Annotated in this window: 18 protein-coding genes; 8 read left to right on the plus strand and 10 right to left on the minus strand. The window is 62.4% G+C overall.

Annotated features, from left to right (window positions below; translation table 11 throughout):
• Positions 1 to 6: 6 nt before the first annotated feature.
• Genes pafA through dop form a run of 3 tightly spaced genes read right to left on the minus strand, consistent with a single transcriptional unit; the run spans position 7 to position 3,086 of the window.
• Complete coding sequence (gene pafA, locus CUREI_RS05940; RefSeq protein WP_144242425.1) at positions 7 to 1,365, minus strand: Pup--protein ligase; 1,359 nt, start codon at positions 1,363 to 1,365, stop codon at positions 7 to 9.
• 28 nt (positions 1,366 to 1,393) lie between these two features.
• A complete protein-coding gene (locus CUREI_RS05945; protein ID WP_038611551.1) occupies positions 1,394 to 1,576 on the minus strand; it encodes a ubiquitin-like protein Pup in 183 nt (60 codons plus the stop codon).
• A 10-nt stretch (positions 1,577 to 1,586) separates the two neighbouring features.
• On the minus strand, positions 1,587 to 3,086 hold the full coding sequence (gene dop / locus CUREI_RS05950) for a depupylase/deamidase Dop (RefSeq protein ID WP_038611553.1): 1,500 nt from the start codon (positions 3,084 to 3,086) through the stop codon (positions 1,587 to 1,589).
• Between the two features lie 114 nt (positions 3,087 to 3,200).
• Between dop and CUREI_RS05955 the strand changes: the two genes are divergently transcribed.
• Positions 3,201 to 4,685: a peptide MFS transporter gene (locus tag CUREI_RS05955; RefSeq protein WP_038611556.1), complete on the plus strand. Its 1,485-nt coding sequence runs from the start codon at positions 3,201 to 3,203 to the stop codon at positions 4,683 to 4,685.
• Between the two features lie 74 nt (positions 4,686 to 4,759).
• Here the strand turns inward: CUREI_RS05955 and pdxS are convergent, their stop codons facing one another.
• Positions 4,760 to 5,635 carry a pyridoxal 5'-phosphate synthase lyase subunit PdxS gene (gene pdxS, locus CUREI_RS05960; RefSeq protein ID WP_038611559.1) on the minus strand — a complete coding sequence of 292 codons (876 nt, stop codon included), beginning with the start codon at positions 5,633 to 5,635 and terminating at the stop codon, positions 4,760 to 4,762.
• Between the two features lie 71 nt (positions 5,636 to 5,706).
• On the opposite strand from pdxS, the gene CUREI_RS05965 reads away from it, so the two are divergent.
• The 6 genes from CUREI_RS05965 (at position 5,707) to pdxR (ending at position 11,134) form a co-directional block, all read left to right on the plus strand.
• The gene (locus tag CUREI_RS05965) at positions 5,707 to 5,892 is read left to right on the plus strand and encodes a hypothetical protein (RefSeq protein WP_144242426.1); all 186 of its coding nucleotides are present in this window, start codon (positions 5,707 to 5,709) and stop codon (positions 5,890 to 5,892) included.
• Positions 5,893 to 6,232: 340 nt separating this feature from the next.
• Positions 6,233 to 6,796, plus strand: a complete 564-nt coding sequence (locus CUREI_RS12235; protein ID WP_144242427.1) for a hypothetical protein — start codon at positions 6,233 to 6,235, stop codon at positions 6,794 to 6,796.
• 15 nt (positions 6,797 to 6,811) lie between these two features.
• A complete protein-coding gene (locus CUREI_RS11975) occupies positions 6,812 to 7,561 on the plus strand; it encodes an ABC transporter ATP-binding protein (RefSeq protein ID WP_084768201.1) in 750 nt (249 codons plus the stop codon).
• Between the two features lie 16 nt (positions 7,562 to 7,577).
• The gene (locus CUREI_RS12240; protein ID WP_144242428.1) at positions 7,578 to 8,882 is read left to right on the plus strand and encodes a zinc-binding metallopeptidase family protein; all 1,305 of its coding nucleotides are present in this window, start codon (positions 7,578 to 7,580) and stop codon (positions 8,880 to 8,882) included.
• A 311-nt stretch (positions 8,883 to 9,193) separates the two neighbouring features.
• Positions 9,194 to 9,580 (plus strand): hypothetical protein, encoded by a 387-nt coding sequence (locus tag CUREI_RS12245; RefSeq protein ID WP_144242429.1) that lies wholly within the window; start codon positions 9,194 to 9,196, stop codon positions 9,578 to 9,580.
• A gap of 174 nt (positions 9,581 to 9,754) precedes the next feature.
• The gene (gene pdxR / locus CUREI_RS05975; RefSeq protein WP_236627161.1) at positions 9,755 to 11,134 is read left to right on the plus strand and encodes a MocR-like pyridoxine biosynthesis transcription factor PdxR; all 1,380 of its coding nucleotides are present in this window, start codon (positions 9,755 to 9,757) and stop codon (positions 11,132 to 11,134) included.
• A 36-nt stretch (positions 11,135 to 11,170) separates the two neighbouring features.
• On the opposite strand, the gene arc is transcribed toward pdxR, so the two are convergent.
• The 3 genes from arc to CUREI_RS05990 are packed head-to-tail and all read right to left on the minus strand — an operon-like array spanning position 11,171 to position 14,793.
• Positions 11,171 to 12,691, minus strand: coding sequence for a proteasome ATPase (arc, locus tag CUREI_RS05980; protein WP_038611570.1), 1,521 nt, complete (start codon positions 12,689 to 12,691; stop codon positions 11,171 to 11,173).
• 29 nt (positions 12,692 to 12,720) lie between these two features.
• A complete protein-coding gene (locus CUREI_RS05985; RefSeq protein ID WP_038611572.1) occupies positions 12,721 to 13,554 on the minus strand; it encodes a tRNA (adenine-N1)-methyltransferase in 834 nt (277 codons plus the stop codon).
• Between the two features lie 15 nt (positions 13,555 to 13,569).
• On the minus strand, positions 13,570 to 14,793 hold the full coding sequence (locus CUREI_RS05990) for a M18 family aminopeptidase (RefSeq protein WP_038611575.1): 1,224 nt from the start codon (positions 14,791 to 14,793) through the stop codon (positions 13,570 to 13,572).
• Between the two features lie 26 nt (positions 14,794 to 14,819).
• On the opposite strand from CUREI_RS05990, the gene CUREI_RS05995 reads away from it, so the two are divergent.
• The gene (locus CUREI_RS05995) at positions 14,820 to 15,659 is read left to right on the plus strand and encodes a RecB family exonuclease (RefSeq protein ID WP_038614087.1); all 840 of its coding nucleotides are present in this window, start codon (positions 14,820 to 14,822) and stop codon (positions 15,657 to 15,659) included.
• Here CUREI_RS05995 and CUREI_RS06000 read toward each other — a convergent pair.
• From CUREI_RS06000 to aspA, 3 genes are all read right to left on the minus strand, one after another.
• Positions 15,656 to 17,323, minus strand: a complete 1,668-nt coding sequence (locus tag CUREI_RS06000; protein WP_038611577.1) for a formate--tetrahydrofolate ligase — start codon at positions 17,321 to 17,323, stop codon at positions 15,656 to 15,658. The genes CUREI_RS05995 and CUREI_RS06000 overlap by 4 nt on opposite strands.
• Positions 17,324 to 17,328: 5 nt before the next feature.
• Entirely contained in the window at positions 17,329 to 18,639 is a 1,311-nt protein-coding gene (locus CUREI_RS06005; protein WP_038611579.1) for an anaerobic C4-dicarboxylate transporter, read from the minus strand.
• Between the two features lie 99 nt (positions 18,640 to 18,738).
• A complete protein-coding gene (gene aspA, locus CUREI_RS06010; protein WP_038611582.1) occupies positions 18,739 to 20,178 on the minus strand; it encodes an aspartate ammonia-lyase in 1,440 nt (479 codons plus the stop codon).
• Positions 20,179 to 20,204: the final 26 nt, after the last annotated feature.

Below are 20,204 nucleotides of genomic sequence, written 5' to 3' on the forward strand. Positions count from 1 at the left end.
GCGTTCCTATCCTTCCTGCGACGTCACCCAATTAATCAGGTCAGCGGCATCATCGTCGGTGTTCGCGAACGGATCGAGCAGCTCAACCGTGCGCGGCTCCGGGCGGTTGACCTTCAAATGCACCCAGTCGACATTATGCGCAAGGTCCGCTTCCCGCACGGCGCGGAGAAACTCGCCGCGGATTGCAGCCCGCGTGGTCGCCGGCGGGTTGACGGCAGCGTGCTCGATTGCTGTGTCGTCGATCCAGCGTGCGGCCATCTCCTTGCGCTCGAGCACATGGAACAGGCCGCGCGACGGGTTGATGTCGTGGTATGTCAGGTCAATCTGAGCGAGCTTCGGGTGGTCCCAGCCGCACTCCAGCCGGTCTTTGAACTGAGTGAGCAGCTTGCGCTTGATCACCCAGTCGATCTCCGTGTCCACGCCGGAGAAATCCTGGGTAGAAATTGCGTCGAGCACACGCGACCACAAGTCCACTACACGCGCCATCTCCTCGTTCGGCGTGCCCTCGTCAGGACGCTGCTCCAGCCAGCGCCCGGCCGCCTCGAGGGTGCGCTGCTGCACCTCGAGTGCAGTGACGGTGCCGCCCGCGGCAAGGCTGAGTTCGGTCGATCCCGTGGGATCCGCGGCGATGTCGCGAATGTGCGCGATGGGGTCTGCAAGCTCCATATCCGGCAGGTCGAAGCCCGCCTCAAGCATCTCAATGACCAACAGCATCGAGCCCACCTTGAGCGCGAACGTGGGCTCAGACATGTTGGAGTCCCCCACGATCACGTGCATTCGCCGGAAACGGTGGGAATCTCCGTGGGGTTCATCGCGGGTATTGATGATCGGCCTGGTGCGCGTGGTGGCGGACGAAACGCCCTCCCACACCTGGTCCGCGCGCTGGGAGATGACGAACTTGTCCCCCGCGATCTTGCCCGCGCCACAGATCAGCTGGCGCGTAATGAGAAACGGCAGCAACTGCTGGCCGAAGGACTTCAGCGCGAGCTCGCGGCTGATCAGGTAGTTCTCGTGCGCGCCGTAGGAGTTGCCGCGCGAATCCACGTTGTTTTTGAACAGGTACGTGGAGCCAGTAAACCCGTCCGCGCGCAACGCCTCGTCGCACTGCTGGGACAGATGGTGGAAAATCCGCTCTCCCGCCTTGTCGTACGCAAGCAGTTGGCTCAGCGAGTCGCATTCCGCAGTCGCGTATTCCGGGTGTGACCCCACGTCCAGGTACAGGCGCGAGGCGTTCTCGGTGAACACGTTTGAGCTGCGGTGCGCCGCGACAACCGGGCGGAAGAGGTAGCGGGCCACTTCCTCGGGGCTCAGTGCTGGACGTGCGCCGTCGTACGCGGCAACACCGAATTCCGTTTCCACGCCCATGATGCGACGCGGGTAGCCGGTAGCCAGCTTACTGCCCGCCCTTCTGCACGAAGGACTTCACAAACTCCTCGGAATTGCTTGCCAACAGCGCGTCGATCTCGTCGAGCAGGCCGTCCGTGCCCGCGGTGTTGATCTGCACCTGGCCGGCCTCGAAGTCCTCGTTGTGGTCGTCGCCCCCGTTACCCGGGGCGTGTGTCTGTTGCGTAGCCATAGCCGCAACCCTACCGCTCCGGGGTGAGCCCCAGACCAGAAAGCAGCGCTTCGGTTGTTTCGGCGCTGTCGATGAGCTGGCCCACCTGTTGCTTCGTGTGCTCGCCCACGAGGTCGAGGGGCACCCGGTACAGCTCCCCACCCACGGTGAACAGCATGGACTGCCAGCTCGACGCGGTCAGGTCTGCCGCGAATTTCTCCCCAGCCCGGCCGCGGAAGTACGCGCGGGTGTCCTCCGGCGGGTGCACCGCAGCGCGCGCAATCTCCTCGGCGGGGACCATGGTTTTCATCGCCCCCTTGCGCACAAGCGCATGGTAGAGGGACACCTGCGGATCGATGTCCGCGTACTGCAGGTCGATGGCCTGCAGTTTTGCCTGCGTGGCGCCGCGTGCGTCGAATCGGCGCACCAACGCCCATTTCGCAGTCCAGTCCAGCCGGTCGGCGGTGGAAAGCGGGTCGCGCTCGAGATCGTCGAGGATCTCGCCCCACATCTCCAGCACCTGCTTGTCGACGCTGCTTCGCCCCTCACAACGCTTCCTGTACTCGCGGAGCACCGAAATGGCGGTCAACCTGCGGCCGTCGAGAAGCGTGAGCTCATGCTGGAGGGAGGGGTCGTGGCTGACGGCCTTGATCTCCTCGACCGGGTTTTGCAGGCGGAGGTCGGTGAAGTCCACGCCGGACTCAATCGCATCGAGCACGAGCGAGGTCATGCCGAGTTTGAGGAAGTTGGAGTACTGGCTCATGTTCGCATCCCCCACGATGACGTGGAGGCGGCGGAAGTCCTCCTCCGGCGCGTGTGGTTCGTCGCGGGTGTTGACAATCCCGCGGTTGAGCGTGGTCTCCAGAGACACCTCCTGCTCGAAGTAGTCTGCACGCTGCGAGATCTGGAACCCGGGCGTTTCCGAGGCCTGCCCGATGCCAACGCGACCGGCGCCGATGATGACCTGACGGGTGACAAAGAACGGGATGAGCGCCTGGGTGAGGTTTTCGAAGTTGGTGTGGCGGGAATACAAGTAGTTCTCGTGGCTACCGTAGGAGCGGCCCTTGCCGTCGACATTGTTTTTGTAGAACTTCAACGGCGGGCACGGCTCGTGCTTGGCCAGCACGGACACCTGCTGTTCCCACAGCTGGCGGATGCACGTTGCGGCCTCGTTGAGAATGATGTCGCCGGCTGCGTCGTAAACCATGGCGTCGAAGGCGTTCGAGCACTCCGGGCTGGAGTACTCCGGGTGTCCATGGTCGACGTAGTAGCGCGCGCCGTTGGTTGTGACCACGTTGGCCACGCCGATGGCGTTCGCGTCCACGACCGGCACGCTGCGGTAGCGCTGCAGGTCGAAGCCGCGGGCGTCTTTCAGCGGCGCCTCCTCCGCGTAGTCCCACCGCGTACGTGCCTGCGTGCGCAGCGCGGCGTAGGCGACCACCGCGTGCGTTGAGGTGACCAGCGGGCTGATCTGCGGGTTACCCGGGCAGGTGATGCCGTACTCGGTCTCGGTTCCCATGTAGCGCGTCATGGGTGTCGAGCGTACAGGCGGTTGCTGCGGGAATTTCTCGTTCTCAGGGTTTGCGCTGAATCGCTGCCGTGAAGTATTTGGCGGTTAATACGGTGAGCCGTTTTTTATTTATTTATGTCTACCCAAACCCAGCCCGGTGCGGACACCCCGCGGACCGAGCGCACATTTTTCGGACAACCATGGGGCCTGGCCAACCTCTTCGGCATCGAGCTGTGGGAGCGATTCAGCTTCTACGGCATGCAGGCGCTGCTGGCGTTTTACATGTACTACGCCACAACCGAGGGCGGGCTCGGCATCGACCGGTCTACAGCCCTGAGCCTCGTCGGCGCCTACGGCGGTTTCGTCTACATGATGGCGCTGGTGGCGTCGTTCGTCGGCGACCGACTTCTCGGCCCTGAACGCACCCTGTACTACTCCGCGATTTTGGTCATGATCGGCCACGTCATGCTCGCCTTGGTCCCCGGCGCCGCCGGCCTCGCCATCGGCCTGGTCTGCGTCGGCATCGGCTCCGGCGGCGTGAAGACGGCGGCCCAGGTGGTGCTGGGGGATCTCTACAGCCGCGAGGACCCGCGCCGCGACGCGGGCTTTTCCGTCTTCTACATGGCGATCAACATCGGCGCCCTGTTCGGTCACGCGATCACCGGCTGGGTGTGGGGCATGGCCGGCTTCCACTGGGGCTTCGGCCTTGCAGCCATCGGCATGGCCATTGGTCTGGTGCAGTACACCGTGATGCGAAAATCTACCATCGGTGCCGTCGGCTCTGAGGTCCCCAACCCCTTGCCGCGCTCCGAATGGGCAAAGTGGGGGCTGGGCGTCGCCGGAATCGCGCTCGTGCTGGTCAGTTTGCTGACTACCGGCATTCTGCCGCTGGATTGGCTCTCCTGGGTCGTCTTCGCGGTTGCCCTGGTGGCGACAGTGGTGCTGCTGAGCGAGATGTACGCCTCGGACGAGGTCACTGACGCGGAGAAATCCCGCCTCACCGGCTACATCCCCCTCCTCGTCGGCTCGGTGGCGTTCTTTGCCATCTTCCAGTCGCAGTTCACCGTGGTGGCGGTCTACGCCGACCAGCGCGCGGATCTCAGCCTGTTCAAGTGGGTGCTCGAGCCGGCGCAGGTGCAGTCCTTCAACCCACTGTTCATCATCATTTTCGCGCCGATCTTCGCCACCATGTGGACGAAGCTGGGCGAGCGCCAGTGGGCCTCCGCCACGAAGTTCGGCGTGGCCAACATCATCATCGGCCTTTCCTTGTTCATCTTCCTGCCGTACGTAGGCAAGGGCGAGCAGTCCACTCCCCTTCTGGTGCTCGTGGTGATCTTGTTCCTCTTCACCATCGGCGAGCTGTTCCTGTCGCCCGTGGGCAACTCCCTGGCCACCAAGGTCGCCCCGCAGGCGTTCAAGTCCCGGCTGTTCGCTGTCTGGCTGATGTCGGTGTCCATGGGCACCGCGCTGTCCGGCGTGCTGGGTTCGCTGTACAACCCGGACGACGCAGTCGCCGAGCGCACCTTCTTCCTCACCCTGTCCGCGATCACCATTGTGCTCGGAGCGTTCCTCATCGCCATCCGCCGCTGGGTTGTGCGCAAGTTCGGGGACATCCGCTAACCGGCAAAGCCCACCTCTGCAACGCAAAGGCCCACTATCCGCAAGATAGTGGGCCTTCCCGTTTCTACTGCCTGTTACCAGCCGCGCTCTGCCAGGCGGTGCGGCGCCGGCAGGTCGGCAACGTTGATGCCCACCATCGCCTCGCCCAACCCGCGGGAGGCCTCTGTGACCACCGCGATGTCGCTGAAGTTCCTCGTCGCCTTCACCACAGCCTTCGCACGGGCCTCGGGGTTGCCGGACTTGAAGATGCCGGAGCCGACGAAGACGCCGTCCGCGCCAAGCTCCATCATGAACGCGGCATCAGCCGGGGTGGATACGCCGCCGGCGACGAGCAGCGGCACCGGCAGCTTGCCGTTTTCCGCCACCTGGGCCACCAGCTCGTACGGCGCCCGCAGCTCCTTGGCCGCGACGTAGAGCTCGTCGCGGTTGTTGGCCCAGATCGCCTGCAGCGCTGCGATTTCGCTGGTGATCTTGCGGATGTGCTTGGTGGCCTCGGACACGTCGCCGGTGCCGGCCTCGCCCTTGGAGCGAATCATGGACGCGCCCTCGTTGATGCGGCGCAGCGCCTCACCGAGGTTGGTCGCGCCGCAGACGAACGGCACGGTAAAGCCACGCTTGTCGATGTGGTTGACGTAGTCGGCTGGGCTGAGCACCTCGGATTCGTCGATGTAGTCCACACCCAGGTGCTCCAGGACTTTCGCCTCCACGATGTGGCCGATGCGGGCCTTGGCCATGACCGGGATGTCGACGGCCTCGATGATGCCCTCGATGAGGTCCGGATCCGACATGCGGGCCACGCCACCCTGGGCGCGGATATCGGCAGGCACGCGCTCGAGCGCCATGACGGCGGATGCGCCTGCGTCCTCGGCGATCTTGGCCTGCTCGGGCGTGACCACGTCCATGATCACGCCGCCGATGAATTGCTGGTTTAGTTCCTGTGCTTTAGACATGCTGTCGAGTTTGCACCCTCCAACTGGTAGATTCCAAGTGCCAGTTTCATGCAATTTCTTTGGACCAGTTGATGCTGCTGCAAATCTCCCGCGGCTCCGTGGTCGCGGCGTACGACCATCTCGAGGGCGAGGGTTACCTCCTCTCCCGGCAGGGCGCACCGACTCGGATCCATCCCGAGCTTACGGTGGCACCTGCGTCCGATAGCGGTGGTGCACCCCGCATTTCGCACAAGGTTTCCCGCACCCGCATCTCGTGAAGCCCTCCCCCGGCAGCGCCGGCACGATCAAACCGGCGGCATGGCGTAAGGCCTGGCGCGAAGCCGCGGGCATCCTTTCATGGCGCTGCTTCTACGTGTTCGCGCCTGGGGGCGCAGCGCTACGATGTCGGCCACCGCGTGCGTTGAGATAACCGGTGGGCTGAACTTCGGGCTATCCGGACAAATAATGTCGTACTCGGTCTCGGTTCCTATTTAACGCAACTGGTTATTAAGCATAGCCTGAATAGGCTACATGGCTGAGTTAACAGATCAGGACAAGTGAAAGTAGTGCCTGCTAGCGGTGACCTGTGCTATCATCTATGTTTCAGGGGTGAATCAAATGGACCACCTCATCGACAAAGGCCTCAAAGGAGTAAAGAACTTGAAGACGACGAAGTGGCGCATTCTCGCCGGACTAGCAGCGACTCTAACGAGTGCAATCTCCCTCTCGCCCATTTCGGACGCATCCCCCAGCGATGGCGCACCGACAGTGCCATATCAATGGTCTGAAGCACCCAAGGCGTGGCTGGCCGACGATTCGCGCGATGACGAGGGGGTCGCGCAAGATAAAAACGGCGCGGGATTTACCCCGTATGCTTTCCGGGAAACTGGGGCGCCGGGAACTTGCCGTCTTGTTGTTTGGGATATCGGTTGGGACCAATCCAAGAATTGGCTGGGCATCCAAGGCGGAAGGCAAAACTGTCCAAACAATACTGCTTTTTCTGTAGAGCTCCGCAAAGATCTTTCTTTTAGGCCGGATCCAATCATTGGTTCTGTGACGGGCGTGAATAACCAAATAGTTCGAGCTTTTGGTGCATGCCAGGGGGCCGGTAATTATTACGGCCGGGTGGCGAGTAACACAGGAAACTCGTTGCGTGGAGATAACTCTGGGGCGTGTCGCTAATCGGAAGGAAGCTCCTTGATTCGCACCAACTCGCTGAGCAAGACTTTCAGGTCCCGCACCGGCACCACGGAAGCGGTCAAAGACGTTTCGGTGACGTTCTCGCCCGGCCTTTCAGCGCTGATAGGCGGAAACGGCAGCGGAAAGTCGACGTTGATCCGTCTCCTATGCACAATTGAAAAACCGACGCGAGGCGGGTTTTCCGTCAATGGCTCTGAGATCACAGGAAGAGCGTTAGTTAATTATCGGCGTCGCATCGGTTACGTTCCCCAAGATGTACATTTCGCCTCGACAATGACATGTCGAGACGCCCTTGCATATGCAGGATGGGTTGCAGGTCTCGATAGACAAGCCTATCTGCGGCGAATCCCGGAAGTTTTAGATTTGGTCGAGCTGCCCGAAATTGAGAATTCCAGAGTTAGCAATCTTTCTGGAGGACAAACTCGACGTGTTGGAATTGCAGCCGCTCTGATCCATTCGCCGGACATTCTATTTTTGGATGAACCTACTGCGGGTCTTGATCCGCAAGCCAGGATTGAGGTGCGGCGTCTCCTTAAGCGCCTCAAAGATAGCGCAACAATAATTCTTTCCACGCATCTGCAGGATGATCTCGAGCATGTGGCCGACAGCGTGGTTGCACTCCACAACGGTCGCGTCGCGTACGAGGGAGCATGGGATCGACTAAGAGACGTTTCGACAGAAAATTTTTCCTCGGTGTCAACCGATAACCTGGAACGCGCCCTCGCCTACGTGGCTTCGAGAAATTAATCAAGGCTTCAAACTTATGATCGCTAGAAAACTCGGATCACCAGTGTTCTTGGTGCTCGGTGTCATTCAGGTTGTATTCAGTGTCGGGGTTTCCTTTTGGGTGACCTCCAAACAAATGCAATTTGCATACCCGCGAATCGCGGATATCGCTGAAGCGTTTCGGTTTGTAACCGCATTATCTTGTTTCGGACTTGCAGTTATCGTCTCCTTCAACGTGGCAGCTTTAGGATCTCCTCGTGTGGGAACTGCCAACCCGCTTGGCCGGTATCCGCTGAAACTGCAGGTTCTATTCTTGACGCTCACCCCAGCATTAATTACGGCCGTGTCAATATCATTTGGGGCCCTGCCTAGTTTCATCGATGCCATCACTCAAAGTGCAGTCGGATCGGTCTGGCTTCCTCTGGTAGTCGTTGTCAGTACAGCTTTTCTTTTCACCGTTGCTGCGCTGTCCGCTTTGGTTGCGCTAACCTTTCGCAAGTTTCATCCAGTCGTATCTTCACTGATTTCCGTGATTGTCGCCTACTTTGTCGTAGCGTTCGGTGCTAATAGTGATAAGACTTGGGCAGTCGCTCCAATTGTTTTACAAGCGATTGAACCGACTGATCTCACTGAGCCTCGAAACCTGGTAGTTGCCTTGGGGGTAAGTGCATGCCTAGCACTTGCAGCTGGTGGGCTCCTTTTGAAGGCTGCTGGGGTTTCGAAATACTTTAGTGTTAGCGGACTAGTTTCCATGACGGCGATTTTCGGTGTTTCAGCTCTGTTGCAGGCAGCTGCAGGTTCCGCCGCGATCGTTGATCGCGACTCCTGTGCATTGACGTCGGGCGGCTCAGAAATTTGTGTGGATTCGGCCGATAAGCCTGGCCTTGAGCAAATGGTGCGTGATGTCTCTGCCGTCGAAGAGTATCTACCCGAAAGGGTAAGCCCCAGGAAACTCGCTAGTACTTCGGCTTACCGAGTTAAGACCGGGGACCACGGTTACCAACAGTTTACGATCGCTGGTGAAGATCGGCGCCTAGACATCAGTGGGCTGCTTCTGGACGAGCTAGGAATCGACTCATGTACAGATCCGACGTCTGAAGGAGCCTTTGTGATCGACCGGGTTGGGGTTTACATCACTAAGCGCACTGGTGTCTATTCCAAGAACGTTGAGAATAATGGTGCTTTCTACCATAGTATTTCCGAGAGTGGTGAGACGGATCCAGCACCGGAGGACGTGTTGTCATTCCTTGATCCCAGTGTGGTCGACGATAACTTAGCGAAAAACTGGAGAGCAATCGAGTCATGTCAAGCAACGTGGGACATGTTGACGGCTGAGTCCTAAGCCATTCAATGACCAATACTTGATTACTCAGAGATAGCCCGATGCCGATCCGCAGTATCTTTCTGTCCACACCGTGGCACGTCATTATCCTTTTAGGGGCATTTTGCGATGTAATGATTTTTCTAGTTCGTGGCGTAACGTTCGAGGTCGGAGGCACTCCCACAGAGCCCTTCGTCATCACAGCTGCCGAGCTAGTTTCGCTGCTTTTCGCTTTGACCACGGTTGTGCTTCTATCACCCTCGATGCCTCACATTGATCTGCGGAGACGACGGGCTCAGTGGTTATCGGTAGTGAGGCAAACGATTGGTGCGATGATCGTTTTGATTGTCTCCAATTTCGCCTCGTCTCAGATCAAAGTAGCCTACTATCTCCAGTCGGGAACCGATTCTGCTGTTGGCCCGGAAAGCGAACTGATCATCAACAATAGTGTGTTGATATTTGCGACAGCCGGAATACTGATCGCGCAATGGGGAAAATCATTGGGAGTGGCAGCCACTGTTGTGCTGTGGCTTACGTGTAACGCGCCTCTGGTATTTTTCACCAACCTCACCCCTTGGCCCTTTGCGGTTCTTCTAGGTGAAGGTCCCTGGTTTTCTCTGAAGCATGTGGCGGCTACCGGGCTAGTGTTAACCGCAAATTTCGTAGTGCAGTTCCGTACAGCCGGAGCCGGTGCTTTCGCGATTCGAGCGGACAGATAGATGCCACCGCTCCAGAAGGAAAGCGTTCGTCAGATGTAGGTTGCAGAGCACCGCGGGCGTGCGACGCTGATCACGCCGCCGATGAATTGCTGGTTTAGTTCCTGTGCTTCAGACATGCTGTCGAGTTTGCACCCCCAACTGGTAGATTCCAAGTGCCAGTTCCATATAGTTTCTTTGGACCAGTTGATGCTTCTCGACGTCTCACGCGACTACCCCACGCCGATCCCAGCACAGATCGCCGCCGGGATCCGTGATGCCGTCGCCAAGGGCACCCTGGCGCCTGGCGACGAAGTGCCGTCCACGCGAGCGCTGGCCGCACAACTCGGGGTCTCCCGCGGTAGCGTGGTCACGGCCTACGACCAGCTTGAAGGCGAGGGCTATCTCCTCTCCCGGCAGGGCGCGCCGACCCGGATCCATCCCGAACTTGCGGTTGCGCCAGTGCACGAAATTGACGGGACACCCGGCATCTCGCACAAGATTTCCCGCACCCGCATCTCGCTGAAGCCCTCCCCCGCCAGCACCGGCACGATCAAACCGGCGGCGTGGCGTAAAGCCTGGCGCGAAGCCGCAGCTGAACCCGGCGGCAGCGTGGATAAATCGGGCGAGTCGGAACTTCGCCATGCAATCGCGGAGCACCTCCGTCTCGCCCGCGGTATGACGGTCTCGCCGGGGCACATCGTGGTCACCGGCGGTTCCCGCGAGGGGCTCATGTGCATCCTCTATACGCTGGGGGCAGACCTTAAGGTCGGCGTCGAGAACCCTGGCCACCCCGGCTTAAGGCGCGTCATTCCGCTCGGCGGCCACCGAGTGGTGGAGTGCGAAACGGACGCTGAAGGGGTCGTGGTCAAGCAACTGCCTACAGATTTGGACGCATTGTTAGTCACGCCATCACACCTCTACCCGTTCGGGGGCGCGATGCCGGCGCCGCGCCGGGCGGAACTGCTGGAGTGGGCGAAACAGACCGGCACGGTGATTATCGAGGACGACTTCCACACCGAACTGCGCTACCGCATCGCTCCCCAACCGACACTGTCCACGCTCGCGCCGTCGGCGGACGTACTCACCCTCGGCACGTTTTCCACGCTGCTGTCGCGCGAACTGGCCGCCGGCTACGTTGTCGCCTCCCCCGCGACCGTGGACCGGTTGAAAGAGGTCCGTGGAATCCTCGGCATGCCGGTCGCAACCGTGACTCAGCGCGCGATCGCCTCACTGCTGCGCGGAGGTGTCGTCCGCCGTAACACCCGCGCCGTGCACCGGGCGCTGGGCCAACGACGACAGGTGCTAGAAGACCTACTGGTGCCGCTTTTCAATGACGCGCGTCTCGCACCGGGCGACGGCGCGGATCTGACGGTGCGTTTTGGCACGCGACACGACCGTGATGATTTTGAAAAGCGCTTGCTTGAAGCTGGTATCGAGTCGGGCCATGAATCCGCATTGTGGACCAGCGGTGGCGACGGACTGGTACTAAGTTTTGCCCACTTGAGTACCACTGACTTCGACCGCGCCGTCGAAATCGTCACACGAACTGCCCGATGTCATGAGCACGGCACGTGACGCCGCATAGCGAAGTACTGAAGCGGATCGCCCCGCCTACCCGATGACCTCTGCGGCAACCACGCGGCGGCCGTGCCTGCCGGTGATGCGCGCCCACTCGTCCGGATTCGCTGTGTTCGGCATGTCCTCGCTCTCGTCCTGCTCCTCGCGCACTGCCTGGCGCAGGTGGTCGGCGGTAACGCCCGCTGTGGACACGCCGGAAAGGTGGTCCTTAATCGCCAGCTTCTTGGCACGGTCGACCACGTTGGCGATCATGGCGCCGGAGACGAAGTCGGAATAGTGCAGCGTTTCGGCGGAGCCGTCGACAAGCTCGAGGCGCACGAAGGGACGCGGGGCGAACATCGCGTCGGCGGTGGCGTCGATGAGCTCGTGGCGCGGAGCCGCGAGTGGCACGCCATCGGTGATGTAGCGGGCGAGGATGTCCTTCGCTTCCGCTCGGCCTGGGCGCGAGACGCGGACCTTAATATCGAGGCGGCCCGGGCGCAAAATCGCCGGGTCGATGAGCTCCTCCCGGTTCGTCGCGCCGATGACGATGACGTTGGCGATGTCCTCCACGCCATCGATCTCGGTGAGCAGCTGGGGCACCACCGTGGTCTCCATGTCCGAGGAGACGCCGGAGCCCCGGGTGCGGAAGATGGATTCCATCTCGTCGAAGAAGACGATGACGGGGTTGCCGCCGGATGCGAGTTCGCGGGCGCGCTCGAAAATGAGGCGGATGCGACGCTCGGTCTCGCCCACAAATTTGTTCAAAAGCTCCGGGCCTTTGACGTTGATGAAGTGGGCCTGGCCACCGTCGCCGATGCGCTGCGACAGCGAGTTCGCGACCGCCTTGGCGATCAGCGTCTTGCCGCAACCGGGCGGGCCGTAGAGCAGCAGGCCCTTCGGCGGGCGCAGGTCGTAGGCCTGGTAAAGCTCCGGGTGGGAAAACGGCAGCTCCACCGAGTCCTGGATGGTTTCGATCTGCGAGGCCAAGCCGCCGATGTCGGCGTAGGTGACATCCGGGACCTCGTCCAAGGAGAGCTGGTTGACCTCCGTCTTCGCCACCCGCTCGAAGGCGTAGCCCGCCGAGGTGTGCACAAGGACGGTGTCCCCTGCGCGTACGGCGGCGCGCAGCGGCTCGGCGAGCATGACGAGGGATTCCGCACCTTGCTGGTCTGCCACGATGGCGCGGTCCTCGCCGACGCGCTCGATCATGGTCGCGAGCTGGCCGGTGGGGTCGAACCCGCAGGCCTCCACCACGATCGTGCCCTCCCCGAGGCGCACGAGCGTACCGGGGACGAGCGCCGCCGGATCCACCAGCGGCGACACCTTTAACCGCATGCGTCGGCCGGAGGTGTGCACCTCGGCCTCGCCGTCGCGCGGGACCGGAGCGAGGTAGATCCCGTATGTCGACGCGGGCTCATTGAGTTCCTCGACCTTGGCGTACAGGTCGTTGAGCTTGTCGCGGCTAGTTTTTAGCAGCTCAGCGAGCTTCTGATTGCGCGAGGTCAGCTCGCGGTTTTGACGTGCGAGCTCGCGCAGCTCCGCCGCGGGGGTGCCGTCGTGGGGATGTGCCATGTGCTCGAGCCTACAGAGGGGCTTTCCGCCTACCGACGAGCCTTGCGTTGCGGCCGCGGCGGCGTCACACCGTCTGCGAGCCTTCGGGTCCACACCAGGAACGCCGTGTGCGCGTTCATGCGGTGCTCCGGGCGGGTGGCCAGGCCCTCGACCTTCCACTCGCGCAGCAGGGTTTCCCATGCACGTGGCTCGGTGAAGCACTTCGCCTCGCGGATGGCCTCCATGATGTTCATCAGCTGCGGCACGGTAGCCACGTACGTCATGAACACACCGCCCGGGATGAGGACGTTCTTCACCGTGTCAATGAAGTGCCACGGCTCCACCATGTCCAGGATGACGCGGTCTACCTGGCCGTCCAGGTCCTCTGGAGTGACTTCGCCAAAGTCGCCGAGCCGCGGCGCCCACCAGCTTGGCTCACCCCCGAAGTAGTCGGCGACGTTGTCCCTGGCGAAGGCGAGGTGGTCATCCCGGATTTCGTACGAGTAGACATGGCCCTCGGGGCCGACCGCGCGCAGGAGCGACATCGTCAGCGCGCCGGAGCCTGCGCCGGCCTCGAGGACGCGCGCGCCCATGAAGATGTCGCCCTCGACCAGAATTTGTGCGGCGTCTTTGGGGTAGATCACGGCGGCGCCACGGGGCATCGAGAGCACGTGGTCCACCAGCAGGTGGCGGAAGCACAGAAAGTCCGAGCCGAGCGTCGACTTCACCACCGAGCCCTCGTCCGCGCCGATGATGTCGTCGTGGTGGACGATGCCCTTGTGCGAGTGGAACTGCCCGCCTGCTTTGAGCTCGATGGTGAAGTGGCGTCGCTTTGCGTCAGTAAGCTGCACCTTGTCGCCTGGCTGGAACGGTCCCGAATACATGGCGGCTAGTATGCCCTACCGCGCGCCCGCGTAAAAAGCCGAAAGGGCGCGCACGAAGTAGTCCATGTCGTCGACCCCGCACAGCTCCCGGGCGGAGTGCATAGACAGCAGCGGCACGCCGACATCCACGGTGGGAAGGCCCAGCCGCGTCGACGAGATCGGCCCGATAGTGGACCCGCACGGCACGGCGTTGTTGCCCACGAATGTCTGATGCGGTACCCCGGCGGCCCGGCAGGCCAGGATCCACTCTGCTTCCGTCGCAGCGTTTGACGCGTACCGCTGGTTGGCGTTGATCTTCAGCACCGGTCCGCGGTTGATCAGCGGGTGGTGGGTCGGGTCGTGCTTGCCCGGGTAGTTCGGGTGGACCGCGTGCGCGGCGTCCGCAGAGACCTGGATTGAGTTGGCGATGATCTCGGCGGGGTCGCCGAAGCCGGCGGCCACCTTCGTCAACACACGCTCCAACAGTGGGCCGCCAGCGCCCGCAGTCGAGGCCGAGCCGACCTCCTCGTGGTTGAACGCGGCGAGCACCAGGATGTCCCCCGCTTGGTGCTCTGCCTGGTCCTTGGCTGCGAGCAGCGCCTGCAGCGACGCCCACATGCTGGTGAGGTTGTCCAGGCGCCCGGCGGCGAGCATATCGCCCAGGATTTCGCCGCGTTGCGCGTCCGCGGTGATCAACTCGTGAGCGACGATGTCCTCCGCATCGATGCCGGCAGATTCCGCCGCAAGCTCCACAAGCGGCCGGTCCTCGCCCAGAACCGGCTGCGTGTGCACTTGGCGGTCGATCTCCGGCATGTCGCCGCGGTAAAGGTGGATGGCCAGGTTCGGCACACGCGCCACCGGCCCGGTATTGACAAGGTGTTCGGTGCGATCCGCCGTGACCACCCTGCCTGCGAATGTGAGGTCCCGGTCGAACCAGCTGGCCAGAATCGGCCCCCCATAGACCTCCACCGCCACCTGCCTGAAACCCTCCCGCAGCACATCCGGGTCCGGCTTGGCCATCAGGCCCGGCGAATCGGTGTGCGATCCAACCACCCGGAAACGCGGGCGGGCGTTTTCCGGGACCCACCACGCGACGACCGCGCCGTCGCGCACGTTCAGGTGGCCACCGGGGGCGTGCGCGTCGTCGTCAAGCAATGCGCTCCGCGAAAACCCTTCCGCCTCCAGCCTGTCGGCGACGGCCGCGGCGGCGTGGAATGCTGACGGGCTCTGGGCGATGAAATCGATGAAGGGCTGTGTCATGGCTCCACTCTATGATGTTGTCCACCATGACAACTCCCAGCACTCCCCCACGCCCAATCGCCCTCTCCCCGTCGCGCGCCTCCGACTACAAGCGCTGCCCGCTGCAGTACAGGCTGCGCGCCATAGACCGGATCCCGGAGCCGTCTACAGAGGCGCAGGTGAAGGGCACCTTGGTCCACGCGGTGCTGGAGGAGATGTTCACGTGGCCGCGCGAGCAGCGGACCTACCCCGCTGCGGTGAAGCGGTTGAAACCCCAGTGGGAGCGGATGCAGGAAGCCGACCCGTCCTGCGGGGAGCCTGTCGCCGACGAGTACCAGTTGCTTGTAGACGCGCGCACGCTGCTCCGCGGGTACTTCACCATGGAAAATCCACTGGGCTTTGACGCGCACGCGCAGGAGATGCCCGTGGATTTCACGCTCCCGAACGGGGTGCCGGTGCGCGGGTTCATCGACCGCGTGGATATCGCACCTACCGGCGAGGTGCGCGTGGTCGACTACAAGACAGGTAAGAAACCGCTGTTGCGCTACTCCCAGGATGCCCAGTTCCAGATGCGTTTCTACGCCCTGGTGTACTGGCGGTTGTTCAACGTCGTGCCCACGCAGCTGAAACTGATGTACCTCAAGGTCATGGATTCCATGATCCTCGCCCCGTCGCGGGAGGAGCTGGAGTACTTCGAGCGCGACCTTGCAGAGCTGTGGTGGAAGATCGAGGCAGACGGCAAGGCGGGCACTTTCCGCCCGCAGCAGTCCAAGCTGTGCGGATGGTGCGCCTTCCAGTCCCTGTGCCCCGTCTTCGGCGGCACTCCCCCGCCATACCCCGGCTGGCCGGGGTCTCGGGCGGACACAGCGCCGAAGCCGGAAGCCTAGAACAGGCCGCTGATCACGCCGTTGTTGTCCACGTCGATGTTGTTCGCCGCCGGCTTCTTGGGCAGGCCCGGCATAGTCATCACATCGCCCGTGAGCACAAGCACGAAGCCTGCGCCGGTGCGCGGGATGAGGTTCCGCACGTGCAGGGTGTGCCCGGTCGGTGCGCCCAGCTTCGACGGGTCGTCCGAGAAGGAGTACTGCGTCTTGGAGATGCAGACCGGGAGGTTGTCAAAGCCGTTGTCTTTGAGCGTCTGCAAATCCTTCAGCGCAGCAGCGGAGTACTGGACGTTGTCCGCGCGGTAGATCTCTTTGGCAATGGTCTCGATGGAGCGCTCGACGCCCTCGGCCGGGTCGTAGAGCGGGCGCGAGGTGCCCTCGGTGAGGTTGTCCAGCAGCGTCTGGGCGAGCTCCAGCGCGCCGTCGCCGCCCTTGCCCCACACATCCGCTTCCGCCAGCGCAACGCCCTTGTCTTTCGCCCATGCGTGCACGAACTCCAGCTCGGCGGACGTATCGGAAGTAAACCGGTTCAGCTCCACCACCGGGGTGACACCGAACTTGCGCACGTTCTCCACGTGGCGCTCAAGGTTGACAATGCCTTCCTCCAGCGCAGCGACGTTCTCATTGGACAGTTCTGCCTTGGCCACACCTGCGTTGTGTTTGATGGAACGGATGGTGGCGACGATGACTGCGCCTGCAACATCCAGGCCGCCGTAGCGCGCCTTGATGTCGAAGAATTTCTCCGCGCCGAGGTCCGAGCCGAACCCGGCCTCTGTGAGCACGATGTCGGCGTACTGCTGCGCGGTGCGGGTGGCAATCAGGGTGTTGCAGCCGTGGGCGATGTTGGCGAAGGGGCCGCCGTGGATGAACGCTGGAGTCCCGCCCAAGGTTTGCACCAGGTTTGGGTTCACAGCGTCCTTCAGCAGCGCCGCCATCGCGCCTTCAGCCCCGAGGTCGCCCGCAGTGACCGGCTTCTTGTCGTAGGTCAGGCCGATGGTGATGTTGGCCAGGCGCTGCTTAAGGTCCTCTAGGTCCGTTGCCAGGCCGAGGATCGCCATGATTTCCGACGCAGCGGTAATGGTGAACCCGGTTTCCGCCGGCACGCCGTGTGCTGGCCCACCAAGGCCCGTGACCACGTTGCGCAACGCGCGGTCGTTGACATCCAGGCAGCGCTGCCAGGTCACCCGGCGCGGGTCGATGCCCAGCGCGTTGCCCTGGTGAATGTGGTTGTCAATCAAGGCCGCGAGCATGTTGTTGGCGCTGGTGATGGCGTGGAAATCACCGGTGAAGTGGAGGTTGATCTGCTCCATCGGCACCACCTGGGAGTAACCGCCGCCAGCCGCGCCGCCCTTGATGCCCATCACCGGGCCGAGCGAGGGCTCGCGCAGCGCCACCATCGCGTTTTGCCCCAACTTCGCCAACGCGTCGGTCAGGCCGATAAGCGTGGTGGATTTACCTTCGCCGGCAGGTGTCGGCGACACGCCGGTCACAACGACCAGCTTGCCGAGGTTGCCGGACGGCACCTGGGTGATGTCCACCTTGGCCATGTGCTTGCCGTACGGGATGAGCGCATCCTCGCCGACCCCGGCCTGTGCGGCAATGTCGGCGATGGGAGCGAGCTCGTGGGCTTGGGCGATTTCGACGTCAGTCAACGGTTGAGCAGTCATGCGACTCACACTACAGCGGCGCCGATGGCGTAACCCAGCAGAACGCTGACAAATATGCAGACCACGCCCGGGGCCAAGAACGGGTGGTTAAACACGTATTTACCAATGCGGGTGGAACCGGTGTCATCCATCTCCACCGCGGCGAGCAACGTCGGATACGTCGGTAGCACGAACAGCGCGGAGACTGCGGGGAAGGCGGCGAGCGCAGTCAGCGGGCTCACTCCAATCGCAAGCGCCGCCGGGATGAGCGCCTTCGCCGTGGCTGCTTGGGAGTACAGCAGCGATGCGGCGATGAAAAGCACGATCGCGAGCAGCCACGGCTTCGCGGTGAGCACGTCGCCGGCGATGTTCTGGATGTCCTCGATGTAGTAGTTGATGAACGTCGTGCCTAGCCAGGCCACACCGAGCACGCACACGCAGGCGGACATGCCGGAACGGAACACCTGCGTGTTCAGGATCTCCGCTGCCGTCGTGCGGGTGACCAGCACGATGGATGCGGCGGCGCCGAGCATGATGGCCATGATCGCTTCGTTTCGCGGGATGGTCGGATCCGAAATGAGCCCCACCTGATCAGAGATCAGCGTGGCGTAGACCATCACGATCACAATCGCGGCGAGGAAGATCCCCACCGAGGTCTTTGCTCCTTGGGGCGGGACGTAGTGCTCGCGCGAAGCCGGCTGCGCAACGAGGCCTTCGGACACTCGCTTGCGGTAGACCGGATCATCTTCGAGCTCCGCGCCCGTTTTGTTGGCGATCCAGGCCATGGGGAAAATTGCCAGGAACGTCGCGGGGATCATCACCGCCAGCAGCTGGAGGTAGCCCACGCCGAGCGGCTCGAGCGCGGAGGCCATAAACACCACCGCGGCGGAAATCGGCGAAGCGACGATAGCCATCTGTGAGGCGATCACGGCCGCCGACAGTGGGCGCGAGGGCCGCACCTTGCCCTCCTTGGCCACCTCCACGATGACGGGCATGGTGGAAAATGCGGTGTGGCCGGTGCCGGCGAGCACCGTCATCAGCCAAGTGACAATTGGGGCGTAGACCGTGATGCGCTTCGGGTTACGGCGCAGGAAGCGCTCTGCCAGGTCCACCAGGTAGTCCATGCCGCCAGCGAGCTGCATCGCGGAGATAGCCGCGATGACGCACATGATGATGCCGATGACATCGAACGGGATGGCTTCCGCGCTGACCGGCATCCCGGTGGCGCCCAGCAGTAGCACGCCGAGCCCGCCAGCGAAGCCGATGGCGATAGAGCCCATCCGCGCTCCCACCACAATCGCTCCGAGGAGGATGATGATGTGGACGGCGAGTAACACGACGGGCTCCTTCAGACAGTTATTAGGTCATCCCATTATTTGTCCGGAGGAGCCCGAAACGGAAATGCAGTCGATGTGATGTTGGCTACGCCTCCGCGCCTACCCTTCCAAGCTCGGCTCGTCGTCGACGTAAAGCTTGCCCCGGTACTCGGGGTGCATGAGGTTTTCCTTGCTCAGCAGCTTCTTCAGATCTTCTTCCTCGATGAGACCCTTCTCCAGCACGAGGTTGTAGACACTCTTGCCGGTTTCTGCCGCCTCGCGGCCGATGAGGTCGCCGTTGTGGTGGCCGATCACCGGGTTGAGGTAGGTGATAATCCCGATGGAGTTGGTCACGTACGCCTCGCACACGTCCTGGTTGGCGGTGATGCCGGTGACGCACTTCTCGCGCAGGGTCTTCGCCGCGTTGGCGAGCAAGCGGATGGACTCGAACAGTGCTTGACCGATCACCGGCTCCATCACGTTGAGCTGGAGCTGCCCCGCCTCGGAGGCCATCGAGATGGTCACGTCGTTGCCGAAGACCTTGAAGCAGACCTGGTTGACCACTTCGGGGATCACCGGGTTGACCTTCGCCGGCATGATCGAGGAACCCGCCTGCCGCTCCGGCAGGTTGATTTCATTCAGACCGGCGCGCGGGCCGGAAGACAGCAGGCGCAGGTCGTTGCAGATCTTCGACAGCTTCATCGCGGCGCGCTTGATAGCGCTGTGCATCATCACGTAACCGCCGGTGTCGGAGGTCGCCTCGATCAGGTCCGGCGACGCCTGGATGTCCAGACCGGTGACCTCGCGCAGCGCGGAGACCACTTGGTCACGGTAGCCGCTCGGAGTGTTAATGCCGGTGCCGATGGCGGTCGCGCCCAGGTTGACCTCCAGCAGCGAGTCGGCCGCGCTGCTGATGGTGCGCTGCTCCTCTGCGAGGTTGGCGCCGAAGGCGGTGAATTCCTGGCCCAGGGTCATCGGGACGGCGTCTTGCAGCTGGGTACGGCCCATCTTGATGATGTCGGCGAACTCGTCACCCTTCGCACGCAGTGCCTTCTGCAGCTTGTCGAGCTCCTCCAACAGGCTCTGCACCGCGTAGTACACGCCGAGGCGGAAACCGGTCGGGTACGCGTCGTTAGTGGACTGCGACATGTTGACGTCGTCGTTCGGGTTGATCACGTCGTAATCGCCCTTGTCACGGCCGATCAGCTCAAGCGCGAGGTTTGCAACGACCTCGTTGGTGTTCATGTTCACCGAGGTGCCCGCTCCGCCCTGGAAGACGTCGATGGGGAACTGGTCCATGCACACGCCCTCGCCCAGGATCTTGTCGCAGGCCGCGACGATCGCCTCGGCCTTATCCTTCGGCAGCGCGTGCAGGCGGCGGTTGGCCATAGCCGCGGCCTTCTTCACCTGCACCATTCCGCGGATGAACTCCGGGAAGTCGTTGATAGTGCTTGCGGAGATATGAAAGTTATCCACGGCGCGTAGTGCGTGGATGCCGTAGTACACGTCTGCGGGTACTTCAGCAGTGCCAAGGAGGTCTTCTTCAATGCGTGCGTCCATGGGCGCCACTATACGGAGAATGCTGC

It is taken from the genome of Corynebacterium ureicelerivorans (assembly GCF_000747315.1).
In the GTDB taxonomy this organism is placed as follows: Bacteria; Actinomycetota; Actinomycetes; order Mycobacteriales; family Mycobacteriaceae; genus Corynebacterium; species Corynebacterium mucifaciens.

What these genes read in the sequence shown, in the direction of transcription:
- pafA (WP_144242425.1), bottom strand. Translation starts at nt 1,365, where the DNA reads ATGGGCGTGGAAACGGAATTCGGTGTTGCCGCGTACGACGGCGCACGT.
- CUREI_RS05945 (WP_038611551.1), bottom strand. Translation starts at nt 1,576, where the DNA reads ATGGCTACGCAACAGACACACGCCCCGGGTAACGGGGGCGACGACCAC.
- dop (WP_038611553.1), bottom strand. Translation starts at nt 3,086, where the DNA reads ATGACGCGCTACATGGGAACCGAGACCGAGTACGGCATCACCTGCCCG.
- CUREI_RS05955 (WP_038611556.1), top strand. Translation starts at nt 3,201, where the DNA reads ATGTCTACCCAAACCCAGCCCGGTGCGGACACCCCGCGGACCGAGCGC.
- pdxS (WP_038611559.1), bottom strand. Translation starts at nt 5,635, where the DNA reads ATGTCTAAAGCACAGGAACTAAACCAGCAATTCATCGGCGGCGTGATC.
- CUREI_RS05965 (WP_144242426.1), top strand. Translation starts at nt 5,707, where the DNA reads ATGCTGCTGCAAATCTCCCGCGGCTCCGTGGTCGCGGCGTACGACCAT.
- CUREI_RS12235 (WP_144242427.1), top strand. Translation starts at nt 6,233, where the DNA reads ATGGACCACCTCATCGACAAAGGCCTCAAAGGAGTAAAGAACTTGAAG.
- CUREI_RS12240 (WP_144242428.1), top strand. Translation starts at nt 7,578, where the DNA reads ATGATCGCTAGAAAACTCGGATCACCAGTGTTCTTGGTGCTCGGTGTC.
- CUREI_RS12245 (WP_144242429.1), top strand. Translation starts at nt 9,194, where the DNA reads ATGATCGTTTTGATTGTCTCCAATTTCGCCTCGTCTCAGATCAAAGTA.
- arc (WP_038611570.1), bottom strand. Translation starts at nt 12,691, where the DNA reads ATGGCACATCCCCACGACGGCACCCCCGCGGCGGAGCTGCGCGAGCTC.
- CUREI_RS05985 (WP_038611572.1), bottom strand. Translation starts at nt 13,554, where the DNA reads ATGTATTCGGGACCGTTCCAGCCAGGCGACAAGGTGCAGCTTACTGAC.
- CUREI_RS05990 (WP_038611575.1), bottom strand. Translation starts at nt 14,793, where the DNA reads ATGACACAGCCCTTCATCGATTTCATCGCCCAGAGCCCGTCAGCATTC.
- CUREI_RS05995 (WP_038614087.1), top strand. Translation starts at nt 14,820, where the DNA reads ATGACAACTCCCAGCACTCCCCCACGCCCAATCGCCCTCTCCCCGTCG.
- CUREI_RS06000 (WP_038611577.1), bottom strand. Translation starts at nt 17,323, where the DNA reads ATGACTGCTCAACCGTTGACTGACGTCGAAATCGCCCAAGCCCACGAG.
- aspA (WP_038611582.1), bottom strand. Translation starts at nt 20,178, where the DNA reads ATGGACGCACGCATTGAAGAAGACCTCCTTGGCACTGCTGAAGTACCC.